The 16,028-nt window shown below is 68.6% G+C and carries 15 protein-coding genes and 2 pseudogenes; 3 read left to right on the top strand and 14 right to left on the bottom strand.

The window, feature by feature from the left end; translation table 11 throughout:
* The first annotated feature begins 154 nt into the window (after positions 1-154).
* Both Q8A52_RS45190 and Q8A52_RS49510 read left to right on the top strand, forming a co-directional pair.
* Positions 155-478 (top strand): helix-turn-helix domain-containing protein, encoded by a 324-nt coding sequence (locus Q8A52_RS45190; protein WP_456300753.1) that lies wholly within the window; start codon positions 155-157, stop codon positions 476-478.
* Positions 414-740 (top strand): nSTAND1 domain-containing NTPase, encoded by a 327-nt coding sequence (locus tag Q8A52_RS49510; RefSeq protein ID WP_456300752.1) that lies wholly within the window; start codon positions 414-416, stop codon positions 738-740. The genes Q8A52_RS45190 and Q8A52_RS49510 overlap by 65 nt, the downstream gene beginning before the upstream one ends.
* Here Q8A52_RS49510 and Q8A52_RS45185 read toward each other — a convergent pair.
* Together Q8A52_RS45185 and Q8A52_RS49375 are read right to left on the bottom strand one after the other, a co-directional pair.
* Positions 672-2,213, bottom strand: a complete 1,542-nt coding sequence (locus Q8A52_RS45185; RefSeq protein WP_316763681.1) for a tetratricopeptide repeat protein — start codon at positions 2,211-2,213, stop codon at positions 672-674. The genes Q8A52_RS49510 and Q8A52_RS45185 overlap by 69 nt on opposite strands.
* Positions 2,214-3,167: pseudogene (locus tag Q8A52_RS49375) on the bottom strand (AAA family ATPase); the annotation flags it as partial. It abuts the gene before it with no gap.
* A 312-nt stretch (positions 3,168-3,479) separates the two neighbouring features.
* Here Q8A52_RS49375 and Q8A52_RS48940 point away from each other — a divergent pair.
* Positions 3,480-3,902 (top strand): nSTAND1 domain-containing NTPase, encoded by a 423-nt coding sequence (locus tag Q8A52_RS48940; RefSeq protein WP_332845906.1) that lies wholly within the window; start codon positions 3,480-3,482, stop codon positions 3,900-3,902.
* A 457-nt stretch (positions 3,903-4,359) separates the two neighbouring features.
* Here the strand turns inward: Q8A52_RS48940 and Q8A52_RS45180 are convergent, their stop codons facing one another.
* From Q8A52_RS45180 to Q8A52_RS45125, 12 genes and pseudogenes are all read right to left on the bottom strand, one after another.
* Positions 4,360-6,771 (bottom strand): macro domain-containing protein, encoded by a 2,412-nt coding sequence (locus Q8A52_RS45180; protein ID WP_316763678.1) that lies wholly within the window; start codon positions 6,769-6,771, stop codon positions 4,360-4,362.
* Positions 6,768-7,844 (bottom strand): TniQ family protein, encoded by a 1,077-nt coding sequence (locus tag Q8A52_RS45175; protein ID WP_316763676.1) that lies wholly within the window; start codon positions 7,842-7,844, stop codon positions 6,768-6,770. The genes Q8A52_RS45180 and Q8A52_RS45175 overlap by 4 nt, the downstream gene beginning before the upstream one ends.
* A 731-nt stretch (positions 7,845-8,575) precedes the next feature.
* Positions 8,576-9,082, bottom strand: a complete 507-nt coding sequence (locus Q8A52_RS45170) for a hypothetical protein (protein ID WP_316763673.1) — start codon at positions 9,080-9,082, stop codon at positions 8,576-8,578.
* A gap of 377 nt (positions 9,083-9,459) precedes the next feature.
* Entirely contained in the window at positions 9,460-10,056 is a 597-nt protein-coding gene (locus Q8A52_RS45165) for a hypothetical protein (RefSeq protein WP_316763671.1), read from the bottom strand.
* 9 nt (positions 10,057-10,065) lie between these two features.
* A complete protein-coding gene (locus Q8A52_RS45160; protein ID WP_316763668.1) occupies positions 10,066-11,103 on the bottom strand; it encodes a TniQ family protein in 1,038 nt (345 codons plus the stop codon).
* A 1-nt stretch (position 11,104) separates the two neighbouring features.
* A complete protein-coding gene (locus tag Q8A52_RS45155) occupies positions 11,105-11,539 on the bottom strand; it encodes an ATP/GTP-binding protein (RefSeq protein WP_316763666.1) in 435 nt (144 codons plus the stop codon).
* Positions 11,536-12,054 carry a TniB family NTP-binding protein gene (locus Q8A52_RS45150; RefSeq protein ID WP_316763664.1) on the bottom strand — a complete coding sequence of 173 codons (519 nt, stop codon included), beginning with the start codon at positions 12,052-12,054 and terminating at the stop codon, positions 11,536-11,538. The genes Q8A52_RS45155 and Q8A52_RS45150 overlap by 4 nt, the downstream gene beginning before the upstream one ends.
* A 217-nt stretch (positions 12,055-12,271) precedes the next feature.
* Complete coding sequence (locus Q8A52_RS45145) at positions 12,272-13,141, bottom strand: hypothetical protein (protein WP_316763661.1); 870 nt, start codon at positions 13,139-13,141, stop codon at positions 12,272-12,274.
* Positions 13,142-13,147: 6 nt separating this feature from the next.
* A complete protein-coding gene (locus Q8A52_RS45140) occupies positions 13,148-14,194 on the bottom strand; it encodes a hypothetical protein (protein WP_316763658.1) in 1,047 nt (348 codons plus the stop codon).
* Positions 14,195-14,251: 57 nt separating this feature from the next.
* Positions 14,252-14,629, bottom strand: coding sequence for a hypothetical protein (locus Q8A52_RS45135; RefSeq protein WP_316763776.1), 378 nt, complete (start codon positions 14,627-14,629; stop codon positions 14,252-14,254).
* Positions 14,630-15,285: 656 nt separating this feature from the next.
* Positions 15,286-15,426, bottom strand: a complete 141-nt coding sequence (locus Q8A52_RS45130) for a hypothetical protein (RefSeq protein WP_316763781.1) — start codon at positions 15,424-15,426, stop codon at positions 15,286-15,288.
* A gap of 95 nt (positions 15,427-15,521) precedes the next feature.
* A pseudogene (locus Q8A52_RS45125) lies at positions 15,522-15,845 on the bottom strand (DUF4240 domain-containing protein); the annotation flags it as partial.
* Between the last annotated feature and the right edge of the window lie 183 nt (positions 15,846-16,028).

Genomic DNA, 16,028 nt, shown 5'->3' with positions numbered 1-16,028 from the left:
TGCGCACCCCCGTTCCATGGCGTGCAACAAATCTCCGAGACGCTTTTGCACCTGGGGATTGACCGGAAAACGCAGCTCAGAAAGGAAGCAGCTTGACGGCCATGCGTAGGTTGAGGCCCGCGACGTTGTACTGACCGGGAGAGGCGAGGCGGGAATGGGCCGTCGTGAACGCCAACTGGATCCGGCGGCGGGTCCGGTTCAGTCGTTCGCTTTCGAGCTGCGCAAGCTGCGTCAGGAAGCGGGGGCTCTGACTTATCGGGCCATGGCGCAGCGCACGGGCTATTCGATGGCGACGCTGTCACGGGCGGCGTCGGGGGAGCGGTTGCCGTCCCGCGGTGGTACTGGCGTATGCGGGAGCGTGCGGTGCGGATGCCTCAGAGTGGGAACAACGCTGGCATGCGGCGCCCCGGGGAGTGGCCGCCGAGTCGCAGGACGGCGACGATACGCAGGCCCCCTACCGTGGGCTGGCCCGCTTTGAACCTGCCGACGCGCAACTGTTCTTCGGCCGGGACGAGCTCGCCGCCCAGCTTGCCGAGCGGTACATCGCCCACCGTCTGGTCGCTGTCGTCGGGGCGTCCGGGAGCGGAAAGTCCTCCCTGCTACGGGCAGGACTGATCCCTCTCCTGCAAAGCAGGTGCCTTGCGCGTGCTCGCCAGGCGGCCGTAGTCGGTTCATTCAGTAGTTGGCCCGCGGTGCTGCCGACCATCTCGTCGTCGATGTGCAAGCCGGGAAGTCGCTAGAACCTCATCCAGATCATTACGGCTGCGCAAGGTGTCCGGATGGCTTGCACCCAAGACCCGCGTACGGGCCTCAAGGGTACGTCGGTGGAGGTCAGCCGCCTCCGCGTATTCCCCCATCTTGAACAGGGCATTGGCAAGACCACTGCGGGTACGCAGGGTGTTGGGATGGTCGGGACCGGAAATCCGCAGTCGGTCCTCCAGGGTCCTCCGATGCAGATCAGCCGCCTCCGCATACTCCCCCATCCCAAACAGGGCGGTAGCGAGGCTATTGTGGCTTCCCACAGTTTCGGGATGGTCGGGACCGGAAATCCGCAGTCGGTCCTCCAGGGTCCTCCGATGCAGATCAGCCGCCTCCGCATACTCCCCCATCCCAAACAGGGCATTGGCAAGACCACTGCGGCTACGCAGGGTGCTGGGATGGTCAGGGCCCAAGATCCGGAGCCGGTCCTCAAGTGTCGTTCGATGCAGATCAGCCGCCTCCGCATACTCCTCCATCTCTGCGAGCACCCAGGCTAAGTCCGCACGACTGACCAGGGTTTCGGGATGGTCGGGACCCAAGATCCGGAGCCGGTCCTCCAGAGTCCTCCGATGCAGATGAGCCGCTTGCGCGTACTCACCCATCTTCTGCAAAGCCCAAGCCAGGTTGTTTCGACTGCTCAGCGTTTCGGGGTGGTCGGGTCCCAGGATTCTCAGTCGCTCGGCCAGGGTCTGCCGGTGCAAGTCAACCGCCTGCGCGTACGCGCCCATCCCGACTAGAGCGATGGCAAGCCTGTTGCGAGTGTTCAGCAACTCGGGATGGTCGGAGCCCAGAAGGCGAGTCTGTGCGCTGCAGAGATGTTGATGAAGACTGTGTTCCGACGTGTAGGCACCAGCGGTGTGCAATACACGAGCGAGAGCATTGATCGTGTCCCGGGCACCACTGAGCGTCTGCAACGTGCTGTGGTCGAGGAGGATTCTCACGTGCGGCGCCAGAAGCAGGGCGGTGGGCCAGCCGGAGCGCCCGGCTTCCACTACGTCACGGACGGCTTCAGACAGCCGGCTAATAAGAGCTCGATGCCACCGCATTGAGCCGCCGGGCTCTGCCCTGGCAGCAAGAGCGCTGATCTCCCGGATGAGGGGGTGCAGCACCACCTGAGCGCTGGCTTCCTGAGCTGGCTCCAATCCGGTTCCGGGGTCAGGCAAGCCAAGGAGTCCGTATCGGTATAGCCCGGCAAGAGCGGCCTCCAGGCCAACAACGGTGACCGTCTCGTCGGTCGCGGCGGCCAACAGGTCCGGAGTAATCAGTGTCACTGGGATGGGAGCCTGGGCCAATAGAGCAAGCATCCGCAGCAGCGGACGGGCCAAGGTGTTGCCCTCAGTGGTGAGCTGGTCGAGAGACAGCTCCCAGGTGTGGCGGACCACGCTGCGAGCGACATCCGGATCGGAGGCGTTATGGTGCTGCGCGCCTAGTAGCGTAGGCAACTCGGCGTCCAAGGCTTGACGGTACTGATCGAAAGACCGGTAGCGGCTGGTAGCAGTGGCGAGATAGGAGCCTGCGGCATGCAAGGCGAGCGGCAAGCCTCCCAGCCGGGCTGCCAATTCCCGGGCCTGCCTCTCAGTTCCAGCTCGCGGAGCTAAATCCATAAGGACTTGACCTGCATCCGATACGGCCAGCGGCTCAAGCCGCAGCAGTTCCGCACGTGGCCCCCATGTCTGATCACCGGTGTCTCGACTGGTTACCAAGAGCAGACCACCTCCGTTAGGGCGTATCCAACCCCGGTAGTGCGCCACCGGCTCACCACCAAGGTCCACTGCCTGCGGCTCGTCCACATTGTCAAGCACAATCAGCCACCGTCGCGAGGACTCTAGCTGTTGCCAAATCACATCAGGCAAGCTCTCATGGCCAACCCGAGCTGACTCCAGAGCTTGCTCCGAAAGCCCACAGGCCAAGGCCACCTGTGTCAGCTGCTCAGTAAGGTGCACTGGGTTGCGCCATCGCAGCCAGAACACCGTCCAGCCTCTCTCTTCAGCGTGCACCGCGAGCTGCGCAGCCAGCGTTGTCTTACCCAGACCCCCAGCCCCGCAGACCACGGCAAATCTGCCCTGTGGCCGGCGCAGTGTCCGCGTCAGAAACGCTAGTTCTGTCTCCCGTCCGCGTACCCGCTCCACATGCTGACGCCGAAGCGAGGCGTATTGGGTCGAAGCCAGTCTGTTTACCGGCGTCAGATGCCCCGCCAGCGACCTGCCATCTAGTCGCCGGCCCCACAGCAGCAGTCCGACACTGACCGAGACCAACAACCCGAAGACAGGCCACACCACCCACGTGTGCGCAGCCCATCGCGGAACCGTGTCACTCGCGTAGTTCGTTACAGGTCCTAGCAGCGCCGTCACCAACCCGGCAGCGCCCGCCACTCCAGACCCAGCCCAGGCGCCACGTCTGCGTACCATGTCTCGCCCCCGTCTCTCACTCACAACGTGTCAGAGTGTGGAACCGGGCAACAGAGGATCGTTGAAAACCACCGAGAGCACGACCAAGTGAACACCGGAAGTGACGCTGCGCCGCGTGGCCCCTCACGAGCCCGTCTCAGTTTCCGTCTCGTTCATCCCCGTGCACGGCCGTCCGGAGCCGTTTCCTCTGTCCCGGCGGGCACAGCATCCGTACGGCATTGAACGACCCCAAACGCATTCGGATCACGCCCCGACCAGCACAGACAAACCTGCAAAGCGAGGCAGCCACCCACCGCGCCGGCGGCTCTCCGCATCCTCACCCCCGGCCCACGGCCTCTGTCCGCCATCACAACCGTGATGAGAGCGAGCAACGAGCGCGGGGCCACAATCGTCGTGGTCGACCAGCTCGAGGAATTGTTCACCCTTTGCGCCGACCCCGCTGAGCGACAGGCCTGCCTGGACCTGATGCTGACCGCGCAGAACCCAGAGCCGGTCTCCGCCGCCCGCGTCCACGTTCAGCATCGCCACCATCGCCCCTCCCGTACAGTGCGGCGCCGATCCTGTCCGGCGCCGCGCGTACGTCCAGGCCAGCAGCCGGCCCCGACCAGACCATCGACCATGAAGGCCCGACCAGCGTCACGATGCGATAACCCCGCCCCCGACCACGCCCGCAACCGGTCCGGGGACCCCTCCGACAACCCCGCCGACAACTGTCCGCCCTTCCCTGGCATCTGACGGCGTATCCGCAGGTCACCAAGCCTTTTGGGCGTGGTCGAGGTGCCCGACATCCCCTCTCTGCACGCCCACAACGCTCTCGCCCAGAAAGTAAAGAAGGAAGGAAAGGGGGGCGGGTGTGGTGCGGTGGAGCCTCGGGGGGTTCGGGCGGCCTTCAAGGGTGTTGCGCGTCGGCAGGGCCTCCGCGCTCCGCGCCGGACGAGCTGGCGCACCATGAGGACCAGTGCGCTGGCCGGGCGCGGCTGCGCGGACAGACGTCAGGGCGCCGCCTGCGGGGCGGCCCTGCGTCGTCCGGGTCCTGCCCGTGCTCGTACAGGGTGCGGGCCTCGGCGACGGCGCGCTGCCAGCCACGCTCATGGCCGCCGTGCTCGCTCAGGACGTGGAAACCCCGGGTTGCAGCAGGGGCAGCGGCGGGACCGGTATTGGCTTGTGCCATGTGGTTGCCGGGCGCGAGGGTTCAGGACACCACGGGAGCGGCGTCCGTGACCTCGCTCAGCCGGACCGTGTACAGCCCGCGGGGCTCGCTCTTTACCTCCGTCACCTTGAGCTGGGTACCCGGCGTAAGGATGTATTCCTCCTCGCCGGTGAAGGCGGAGAAGCTCTTGATCCCGACCGCCCGGGCCGGCGTCACCTCGAAGAGGGTCCGCTTGCCGCGACTGCCCAGGAACGCCCTGGCCACCTTCAGCTCGGAGGTACACGAGGAGACGCCCCACCAGGTCACCGTCCGGCCCACCGGGTACTGCGCCCGAAGGTCCAGCGACACCCCGCGCCACAACGGCTGCGTGTAGGCCGGCAGCTCCGAGACCGCCGAGAACAGCAGCCGCAGGTACGGCAGGTAGGGCGTGACCCTGGTACGGTCGGGGGAGCGCAGAACGCTGTTGATCTCGCGGTAGAAGGCTGACTCACAGGTGTAGAGGTGGAGCGCGGCGATCGCGTCGGCGGACAGGCCGCCGCCAGCCGCCTGGTCCGCACGCTGCTTGCCGAAGTCGCGGGAGCGCTGGATGTGCCCGGCGAGCCCGGACAGTGCCGCGGAGACCGGGGCGACGGCGTCCTGGAAGTCCATCAGCGGGGTGTCGAAGACACCGCTGATCGTGGGCAGGACCAGGCCCTCGTCCTTGACGCTGGTGAGGCGCTCCAGGTACAGCTGGTGCAGGTTCATGGTCGACTCGATGAAAGCGCCCATGCGCGCCGAGACACCCCCGTCCACACCGCCCACGCCGGCCGCCGGCTCGTTCCACCCCTTGCTCGGCAGCCAGTCGATGCGATCGGCGCCCAGCGAGGTCAGGGCGCCGTTGACCTGGGCGAAGTGGTCGCCCTCGCAGAAGATGTCGCCCTGTGCCGCCGGGTTCGCGTGGTCGAGGTGCCGGACCTCGACGTCCGGGTACTTCTGCTGGAGCCGCAGGACGACCCGCTTCAGGCTGCGGGCGTGCGCCCCCCACCACGCGAACACGACTCCGCGGTCCTCCTCGGTCGCGTCCTGCTTGGCCTTGAGGATCTCCTCGACGATCCGCTCGGCGACCGGCCGCCAGAACGCCGTGTGCTGGTCGGCCCCCATCGCCCCGTCGCCGCTCGCGGTCAGCGACGCGTTCAGCAGGAGCACGCCCTGCGTCAGCATCGCCTGGAACCACTCCGGCGGCTGGACCGTGTCCCGCTCCTTCAGCAGCGCCCGCACGTCGCCGATCGGGGTCTTCTTGGCGATGCCGTACTTCCACATCGCCGCCGCCTTGATGAGGCACCGGATGCTGACGACCCGGCCGAACTGGCTGTCCTTCCAGTCGCTGAAGGTGTTGTCGAACATGGCTATGCCGGTGGCGCTCTCCGGCCGCGGGTACGGGTTCTGACCGAAGACCACGACCTTCCACTTGTGCGGCGGGTTCGGCTTGAGCGCCTGGAACGTCAGCTCGCGGACCGGGACCACCTCGTGGCTGCGGTCCTTCCCGATGAACCGTGCGGCGTCCGGCTGCGCCTCGATGACCGGCTTCAGCAGCGGGAGCCAGGCCTCCCCGCCGCCGTCGAAGAGCTCGTTCAGGGCGAGGGGGTCGTTCGCATCGGGCTGGGGCTGCAGCGGCTGGTCCGGAGCCGGGACGCCGGTCGTCGATCCGGCCATGGCGCAGGCGCCTTCGCTCGTCGTGGCAGAAGGAGAGGAGGGGGCGGCGCAGGGAGCGGGAGCGGCAGTTTCGGGCGCCGACATGGGGGCGACGGGCGTGACGGCCGTCGGCGGCACGATGCGCACCCGCTGGTCGACGGGCACGGTCTCGATCCCGTGGAGCTGGGAGATGATCGTGGACCGCAGCTCGTCGTCGTCCTCGAACCAGTGGTCGTGAAAGAGCGTGTAGCCGGTCCACATCAGATTGGCGCACACCCGAGCCGGCACCTGGCCGGTCTGCGCTCCCATCCCGACCAGCGCCACGGACCGGATACTGCCCGGCTTCTTCCGGTTCTGCCGGTGGACGGCCTGGAAAGCGGCCGCGCACGCCAGCGCCACGTTCAGCGTGGCGCTCACGTTCTGCGAGGACCGCACCATCGGCGGCGTCGATATCACGTACCGGGGGACGGTTGCGCCGGACGGGACGCAGACCGCGCTGCCCACCGCCATGGGCCCGGCGAACCGGTCGCGGATCGCCCGCTGGACGCGCACCTGGATGCCGGACCCCAGGTACCGCTTGATGACGGCGTCGACCCCGCCGTCCATCCGGCCCCGGGAGTTCGTCGGGGTGACCCAGGCGTCGACGTCCTCGTCGAGGATCGAGCCCTTGCGGATCTCGATGCCGGGAGTGTCGCAGAACGCGGCGCGCCACGCCTCCACCACACGCTCGTTGACGTCCGTCAGCACCACCCTGAGCGCGGGCAGCACACTGCTCTCGGTCATCGTCCAATCCTGTCGTGCAACAGCGGTTCCAAGACCTCGAACGTATCTCCCACCACTGACAACGCAGCCCCGACAAGGGGCCGGTGACCTGCCGTCATGCTCCGCCACGGATCCTCGACCCACCCGGACGGATGGCCGTTGTCCCGGCCCCCGCGGATGCCGCTGCACTTCCAGCTACCGAGCGGGCTGCCGTGGTCGACCGCGATCAACGGCCCCAGCCAGTCGCGCCCCACCTGCGCGCCCAGCCGACGGCAGAACTGCCCATCGGCACCCATCGGCCGCGGCTCCTCCCCGCCGCCGCTCCAGGCCAGGCCGGCCATCGCCGGATCCAGCAGCGCTCCGGCGACGGCCACCACCTCAGGAAAGACCGCCGCGTCCCGCCCCACGATCCGCCATCTCTCCAGCTCCGCTCCGGCGTTGCCGCCCGCCACCTGGTGCAGGCGGCGTGGCCAGATCTCCTCCTGCTCCCAGTACAGGGCCTGCGCCCACCAGTGGGCGACCACCGCGTGCGCCACAGCGAGCACCGCCTCCGGCTGCGCCCCGGCCCGCACTGCCCGTCGCACCAACGATGCACACTGCCGCTGCGCCGCCACCACCTCCGGGACACCGCGCACATCGAGGTGTTCCAGCGGCTGGTCGGCGTCCGCGTCCAGCAGCCAGCGCCCGTGCCGGACACAGACCCGCTGCCAGCGCGGCGCGTACCGCACCACGCGCACCGCCTCTCCGGTGCGCCCGGCCGTGCACAGACGGCAGCCGAACGCGGCCGGCCCCGCCGCACGCCACCGCGCCTGCGCCACCCCGGCCTCCTCGCCGGTAGTGATTTCAGCGTCATCCACCGAGAAGGCCGGCAAAGCGCGTGCCAGCACCTCCGGCGCGGCGCGGCACAACTTGGCCAGCACCTGCCGCCCGGCCGGGTTGAGCACGAGCTCCGCATCGGCCCGCACCCCGCCGCCGTCGTGCCGGGCAGGGGAGTTACGGCACATCCACAGGTGCAGCACGTCCCTGAGCGCCAGCCCGTAGCGGGCCGCGACGCGATGGATCAGCGACGCGGTGGTCTCCCCGGCCAGCCGCACGGTCCGCAACGCCCCTGCTGCCACGGCTCTCCCCGGCGCTCGTTTCCCGCCCATGCGTACCCCGGGCGGACCGCACGGGCAGCCCCGGGCCCCTCATCTACCGGCGGCATTTCCGCGGCCACCGCCAGCCAGAGCCGCTGCTCCAGCAGACGAGCCGATGAACCGCACACCGACATCCCTCACACGCACCCGGTACACCCGGACCGTTCCTCACCGCTCGTGCTGCTCACGGCGGCCAGTGAAGAGCCGACCGCCGTACCTGCACAATGCGCAGATGGAGAGACCCCCTTACCGGGCGAGAACCTCCCGGAACACGCCAACGGCAAGCTTCCACTCTGGTATGACTGCTAATCAGCACACAGGCGCCGTAGACACGGGCTTTCCACCGACCGCGGAGCCGCGCAGGTTCGTTGGACGCTGCGCAGTTTCACTGGTCCGCTGTCAGGGACCAGTTTTTCTGCGTAGTGGGCAGGGCTGTGAGCTGGGACTGTGCAGGTGTATTGGTTGGGGTTGGGTGCTTGATCACCCACTGATGGTGAGCAGAGTTGGCGGTCGGCCGGGTATTTGACCTGCGGTGATGCCATCGGTTGGGGGCGTTGCGCAGGTTGATTGGGTGCTGCGCAGTTTCGGTGGTCGTCGGGGTGTGGACGGCGGCGGTGTGGTTTTTGGTTCTTCGCTGTGGGCTGTGGGGGACTGTTGATCTCTGGCAGCGGGGTGAGTTGGCTCGAGAGTTACTCCGGCTTGGTGGGGGCTTCTTCCAGCGGTAGGTGGTCCCGGTAGTAGGTCGACTCGAGCCACTCCTCGATCACGATGAGCGGACGCGTCAGGTGCGCGTTGCCGACCTGTTGTGAGCGCAGGAGGAGCCCGAGATCGGTCAGTGCGAGTGAGCCGTCGAGGGTGTAGAGCAGGCAGTTCCCGTGTTCAGCGGCGTAGTCAAGGAGCCATTGCTGTGTCTGCTTGGGATCGCGCCCGGTCAGGGGGACATCGGCGAGGGCGACTTGCGGGCCGGTGGCCGCATCCAGCGCGACGCATGCCAGCTTTGCGGCGTCGTAGAACACGCTCACCCCGTCGGTGAAGTCTTCCTGTGCGTATGGGCCGCCCACCCGTTGCCGGGGTCCGGATACCTGGAGTGCGTCGGCGACCTCGGCCGGGCTCATTGCGAACCGCAGTGGTCCCACGCCAACTCCGGGAAGCAGCTCCCAGTGCTCCCGTTCCTCGCCCGTCCTCACGTTCCCCACCCGTGGGCCTCCTGTTTGTCTCCCTGCCACCGACAGCCGCAGCCGTTTCTCCAGCCGGGGGCTGTGCACTCTACGGGCCACCACGGACATCGCTTCGACGTCTCGTTCTCCGGGCCGATCAATGTGACGCACCGCTTTGGACGGGGCGCTCACCGACCACGCCGTAACCCTGGGGTGGGGTGGTTAGTTGCCTAGCCCGCGCTCGAGCATGTGGGCGGTGTCCTGTCCCAGCTGGGCGGTCTGGCTGGCGAGTGTGAGTACGGCGTGCATCTTGTTGATCAGGTTTGCCAGGCGCTCGAGGAGTTGGGCGTTATGGAGTCGCTGGATGAGGTTGGGGCGGCGGAGGAGGGCGCCGTGTGCGGCGTCGGTGGCAGTTTCTATGGCGTAGCGGCCCCGGAGGCGGGCGCTTGCTGGATGGCGGCGAGCATGTCGTTGAGCCGGGTGAGGAGGAACTGCTTGTCCGCCTCGTCGAGTTCGGATGCGAGTACGGCCTCGATGAGGTCGTTGATCATGGCGGTGAGGTTCTGGCCGTCTGCTTCGGTCAGTCCGGTTTCGACGTGGGCGCTGCGTAGTTCGTGGACGCAGCCGAGCAGGCTGTAGATCGCGGCGCTGCTGTCCGCGTCGCCGTCCTTGCTGAAGTGCTGCCACACGTGGGAGACCTGGTGGGCGACCTGAGTGGACGCTCGCATGGCGGCTTCGACGCTGGCCAGGGGGCCGAGCAGGTAGTCCTGCCGTACGGGATCGGTCACCACGGCGGCGATGGCCTGGCGGATTTGCTGGGGCAGCGTCATCGCTGTGGCGAGCCGTTCGAAGAATTCAGGGCTGTCCGTAGCGAGGGGCGAGTCCTCGTAGGTGAGCGCCCGGGCCCAGGCGTTCCAGTTGCTGGAGTTGGGGCCCAACTCTTTGCCGGCCTGGCAGAACTCGAGGAGAAGGTTGTGCAGTCTCTCGGCCGGGTTGTCGACGCACTCTGTCACTCCTTCAGCCTAGTGGGGAGGACGGCGGCAGTGGGGTGGGTGGTAGCCGAGTTCGGTGAGTTCGGTGGGGCCTGGGTTGTAGGGCTTGTGGCGGTAGGGCCATGGGCGGTGGGGGAGGGGACGGCGGCCGGGGGTGTAGTGGGGGCGCTCGAGGAACTGTGAAGGGTAGTGGGTGGGGTCGGTCAGCCAGGTTCGGCCGAGGAGGGCGGCGATGGTGGTGTGGAGGGAGTGGGGTCGGCCGGGGTGTTCGAGGATGTGGAGCGTGCGGGGGTGGCGGGTGAAGAGCTGGGCGAGGGCGATGGTTTCGGGGTAGGTGATGGCGTCGCGGGCGAGGGCGTACCACAGGCGGGTGCGGGTGGTGCTGACGCGGCGGGTGCGGGCGGGCCAGATGCGTTCGTCGGCGGGTGCGGTGCGTCGCCAGTGTTCGGTGAGGGCCATGGCGTAGGTGAGGCCGTGGTCGGCGGCCTGGCCCCAGCGTCTGAGCAGGCGGGTGTGATCCTGGTGGGCGGCGAGGATCTCGGGGGTCCGGGTCAGGTCGGCGTGTTCGGTGGGGAACGGTTTTCCGTTCAGGGTGTGGGTGCCGAGCATCCAGATGCGGTGGCGGCGGCAGATCAGGGCGGTGCTGGACAGGTACTGCTGGACGGGGTGGGCGTGGCCGGTGCGTGTCAGGGTGCAGTGGGGGCAACCGGTGACGGCGTGTACGGGGGCGAGCCGGAGCCGGGCTTTGGGGGGTGCGGTGGGGGATTTGTCGCGGTGCTTGCCCCACTGGGGGAGTGCGTGGGTGAGGCGTGTGTTCTCGATGCCGGTGAACTGCGTGATCAGGTGGCGGCTGGCGGGGTTCAGATAAAGCTCGATCGTGGTGGAGGGGCTGCGGGGTCGGGTGCACTCCGGGTGGGTGTGGGGTGTGGGGATGCCGAGGGCGTGGAGTAGTTCGGTGGTGGTCAGGTGGTGGCGCTGGGCCAGGCGCTGGATGTAGGAGGCGGTGGTCTCCCATTGCATGGGAGCCACGCGCAGCGGACTGAGGTAGCGGTGGCGGCGAGTGGGCATGTCAGATGCTCCGGCCGGTCGTGCGGCGGGCCGGTGGCCGGGCGGTTTGTTCGGCGAGTTGGTCGACTTCGATGCCGGCCAGCAGCTGTTTGGTGATTTTCTCGGTGCCGTCGAGGAGCGCGGCGATGGCGGCTTCGCGTACGAGGGCGGAGAGGCTGCCGATCCTGCCGCCGGTGCGCTGGTGGAGGTAGGCGGCGTGCCGGATGAGGGTCCCTGGGCGGTGGTGGTGAAGGCGCAGGGCGCTCTCCATACCGCCGATGAGGCCTTCCGAGGCCGCGGTGTGGGCGGCATGGCCGTAGGCGAGAGGCGGGTTGGTGACGAGTTTGAAGCGTCCGGCGAGCTGGGCTCCGCGTTTCCCGGTCAGCAGCGGGGACTTGTCGACGTCGACCCCGGCGTAGACGAAGGTGGCGGGGATGCGTTCGCTGAGGTGTTTCATCTGGTCGGAGGTCTCGGCGCCGGCGCGGGTGCGGGTGTTGAGCAGGTGGACGTCGTCGACCAGGACGAGCTGGTGGCCAGATCGCGGAGCACACCGCAGACGGCGTCGGTGATCTGCGCCTGGTTCATCCGCGGTGCGATCGGCAGGTCGAGGAACCTGGCGAGTTCGGAGACCAGCATCTTCGGTGTGGCGGCGGGAGGTACGGACAGGAACACCACGGGCAGCCGCCAGCCGGGGCCTTGGTGGCGGGCGCGGTCGGCGAGGTGAAAAGAACGGCCGAGCTGCTGGAGGGTGGTGGTCTTGCCAGTGGTAGGCGGCCCGGAGACGATCAGCCCGCGGCGGGCGGTGCCGTTGTGGCGCCGGTTGAGGATCATCAGGCGCCGCAACGCGAGGGAGATCTTGCCCATGGCAGGAGTGGACAGGATCACGAACCGGGAGTGGTAGTCGAGGCGTTCGTCGAGTGTCCACGGCCCCTGACCGGGCAGCTGTGCTGGTTCGGCGTCGATGAACTGCATCCACTCCCGCCAGGCGGTTGGTGAAGCGAATGGATCGGCCGGCTCCACTGCTGGCGGGTCGGGGGTCACCACTGCTGTGCCTCCTGGTGGGCGTCGAAGATGTGCCACGGGCTGACGGCGATGTCGTCGTGTGGCCCGTCCGTCTGGCCGTGGTCCTGCTCGCCCTCCTCGTCATCGCCGGTGAGACCGGGATGCGGCGTGAGCCCGCTGCGCCCAGCTATGACCGCCAGGGGGCCGGCCCCGGATGAGGCCGAGCCGCCGTCCGCCCGGGGAACCTGAGGGCCGCGGCCGCCAGCCGTGGCCGCTGCGGCACGCCGCAGCAGCGCGTCGGCTGAGGGCCGCGGCCGCCAGCCGTGGCCGCTGCGGCACGCCGCAGCAGCGCGTCGAGCGCGCGGGCGAGGTGTTCCTCGTGCTCGGCGCGTCCTGTGCGCTGCGCGACGACGGTCCGGATGTGCCGCCAGGCTGTGTCGGAGAAGGGCCGGCTGACCAAGGTGCGGTGGATCCAGCCCACCTCGGCCCACCCGGTGGGCAGGCGTACCCAGCAGCGGACCGGCTCGTAGGGGTTGTAGTGGACCTCCCACTTGCCGTCTGGCGCGGTGGAGCGGTGCCGATGGCCGCCCAGCGCCGTGCTGTCGTACGTGCGGTAGTCGAACCGGATCCCCTCGGCGCCGATGGCGCACCGCCGGGAAGGGAGCAGTTCGATGTAGTCCGCCGCTTTCAACGAGACGGGGACGTGCCCGCTGATTCCGATCAGGGCCGCCCACATCTCGTTGGGCGAAAGCGCCAGCCTTGGCATCAGAGGATGGCGCAGCTCGCTGTGGCGGCGCTCCTGCCACCCGCTGACCACCCACTCGTCCAGCAGCTCCTGCAGCTGGGGCAGGGTCCAGCACGCCTCGTCCTCGATCCGCCGGCCACGCGCGCCGATGTGTGAGCCGGTGTAGCCCGCAACGTACTGCGCGAACAGTGTCCCGACGGATTCGAAGCCGCGCTCCACATGGCCCTTCGCATGGCCGGAGGCGGGCGGACACGGCTGGACCGAGATCCCGAGATGTTCGGCGGCCGCGAGGAAGCACTGCGAGACGAACACCTTGCCCTAGTCGATGACGACGGTGCACGGAAAGATCACCGGCCGGGCCGCGGCACCACGCATGCGGGCGTCGATGCCGACGAGCCGCTCGTAGGGAATCACCGAGGAGGCCATGGCCAGCACGTCGGGCCAGCCGGGCCGCAGGGGCTCGGGCACGACGGTGTGCGCGAGCAGGATGGCCGCGTCCACCGCCTTCGTGCCCCGCGGGCGCAGCACGGCGGCGGTGATGCTGCGGGTGGCCACGTCCATGGCCATGGTCAGCTCCAGCCGCCCGGTGCCTCCGTCCTCCAGCACGGCCAGCACGTCCAGCGGGGTGCTGTCCATCATGACGAGTTCGCCGGGCCGCGCCACAACGGTCGGTGTGAACGGTGGCTCGGGCCGGGAGATCCGCCAACGCTGCTGCACCGCGGTGCCCAGCAGCCCCTGGCCGTCGGCGACTGCACGCACCAGCCGGTTGAACGTCGTCACCGGCGGCACCGTCACCACGCCCGCTCCGTAGGTGTCCTCCAGCAGCCAGCCCACCTGCCGCCGCAGCCGGCCCAGCGTGCCGGTGGACCGCTCCTGCTGCGCCTCAAGAACTGTCCTGATCGCGGCGACCACTCGTTCATCGGCACGTCCCCACGGCGATCGCACCCGGCCGGCCCGTCCGTCGACCAGGCCCCACACGCCCTGCCTGCGGTAGCGGGCACGCCTCCGCCGGACGGTGGCCACACTGACCGGCTGCCCCTGCGCGGTGAGTTCCGCTGCCTTGGCCGCCTCCCGCTCGGCGAGGCTGCGCGCTGCGGGGTCGAACTCTTTGCGCGGTGCCTCTGCGCCACCAGGCTCGGGATGACCGGTCTCGACCTCGCGGATGTGCCGCTGCCAGGCGAGTGCCCTCTCACGTACGTCCGCATCGAGGCCGTCCAGCAATCCCCATCCAGGTGCCCGGTGTTCGGCGCAGCCGTTGACCACTTCGAAGTCCGCGTCGGCGTACAACTGGGTGAGCAGCAGGACCTGGACGGCCCCGTCCTCACCCACGATCCGGCACCGGGGTCCGTCCAGCCCCGCCAGCATGAACACACCTCCGGCAAAACGGACTTGGTCACCCACCTCCACTGCATGGCGCACCGTTCACCGTGCTTTCTGGCCGGCCGCGGCGATCAGGGTTCCGGCAGTGAGCGGCCGGTCCAGCGAAGCAGTCAGCCTCCCGCTCCACAGGCCGTGATAGACGGCAGGCAGCGTCTGGATCACATCCCCGAGCGCAGCAGCACCTTCGGCCAAGGGGCGCGGATACGCGAAGGCCTTAACCAGCACGCCGGGACGGACCCCGCCTGCGCAGCGGGGGTGGCGGTAACCCGACAGCCACCGCACGTTGCCCACCACCACCGGATCCCCCGAAGGCTCCACCCGGTACTGCCATCCCACCTCCTCCGCGCACCGCCGCAACACACCTACCCTGCTGGCCAGTTGGCGTGACAGCCCACCCGGACCGAGACAGTCAACGAGCACGTGCCCCCCGTCGGCGCCGCGCGCAGCCAGAACTCCAGCGGACAGCACGCCAGCCCCACCACCTGAGGATCCCGATCGAGCAGCATCAACCGGTCCCGCATCGCCGCGCTCCCATAGCGCACCAGCCGCCCCGTGGTAGCCGCCCACCACCACCCCGGAGCCAGCCGCTTACCCCGGCGCACCGCGAAGCCACCCACCGGCGCGCAGTCTGCCGGGACCAGTTCCGCAGCTACCGCCAGCCATGGGCGCTGTATCAGCCAGCCATCCGAGCCGATGAACCGCACATCGACGTCCCCCACACGCACCCGGACGCATCCGGACTGCTCCACACTGCTCGTGCTGCTCACAGCGGCCAGTGAAGAGCCGCCCGCTCTACCTGCACAATGCGCAGATCGAGAGACCCACTCAGCAGGTGAAAACCTCCCGGAACACGCCAACGGCAAGCCCGCGCTCTGGTAGGACTGCTGATCAGCAAGCAGGTGTCGCAGGCCGGGTTTTCCTCTGGACACGGAGCGATGCGCAGGTTCGCTGAACGCTGCGCAGTTTCAGTGGTCGGCGACAGCGAGACGGCCCTGTGCGCCCGCCGCGAGGCCCTTGATCCAGATTCGATCCGCCGCATATTTTGAAGCAAGTCGAGTCTGTGAACCGGGGGTGGGTCAGCTGGGGGCGGGGTAGAGGGCGCCCGCCCGCGGCAGTCGCCGGCGCATCTGGTCGGTGTCGTCGAAATCGAACGGCTCGCCCATGCCCTGGTCTCCGTCCGCCTCGTTCGTGGTGTGCGCGCTGCTGCAGTCTCCCATGCTTCCCAGAAGCCGTCTTCGTTACCAGTGAGCTGCGCGTACGCACGGCAGGACACGAAGCTGAAGTCCTCGGCGAACACGGCCTCCTGGTCGCCGGTGGCTGCCGCGGCCTGTACGGCGGGATGTTCGGCGAGTTCGTCCGGGCACGCATTCGCCCGGTTGTACCAGTGGGGTCCGAGGGCTACGAGGCCGGCGGTGAAGTCGCAGAACCGGTCATCAGAGCAGCCTCCGCCGATGAGGTAGGCGGCTGCCCATACGTCCCAGCGGTGGATCGCGTGGCGCAGCTGGGTGAAGCGGTGTTCGAACGCGAGGATCTCTTCCGCGGGCATGGCTGCCAGTTGGGCGGCGACCGCGTCATCAAGAGGCTCACCGCTGTCTTCGGCGGTGCCGAGTAGGCGCCAGAACGCTTCGGTGTCCATGACGGGGAGTCTCAGCACCCCACCTCCTGCTGCTGCGAGGGCCGTAGGCCCGTCCCGCGCGAAGCGCGGGGGAGGCTGGAGCGCAGCGGAAGCCGGCAGCCGGGACTGCGTCCCGGCTGCGGTCCGCGTAGCGGACCGTTCGTCTCCGGAGCGCAGCGGAGGAGACGTCCAATCTGGTGCGCA

Origin of the sequence: Streptomyces herbicida (genome assembly GCF_032656585.1) — a bacterium.
Lineage (GTDB): Bacteria > Actinomycetota > Actinomycetes > Streptomycetales > Streptomycetaceae > Streptomyces > Streptomyces herbicida.
This window is presented reverse-complemented; position numbering and strand designations above follow the sequence as displayed.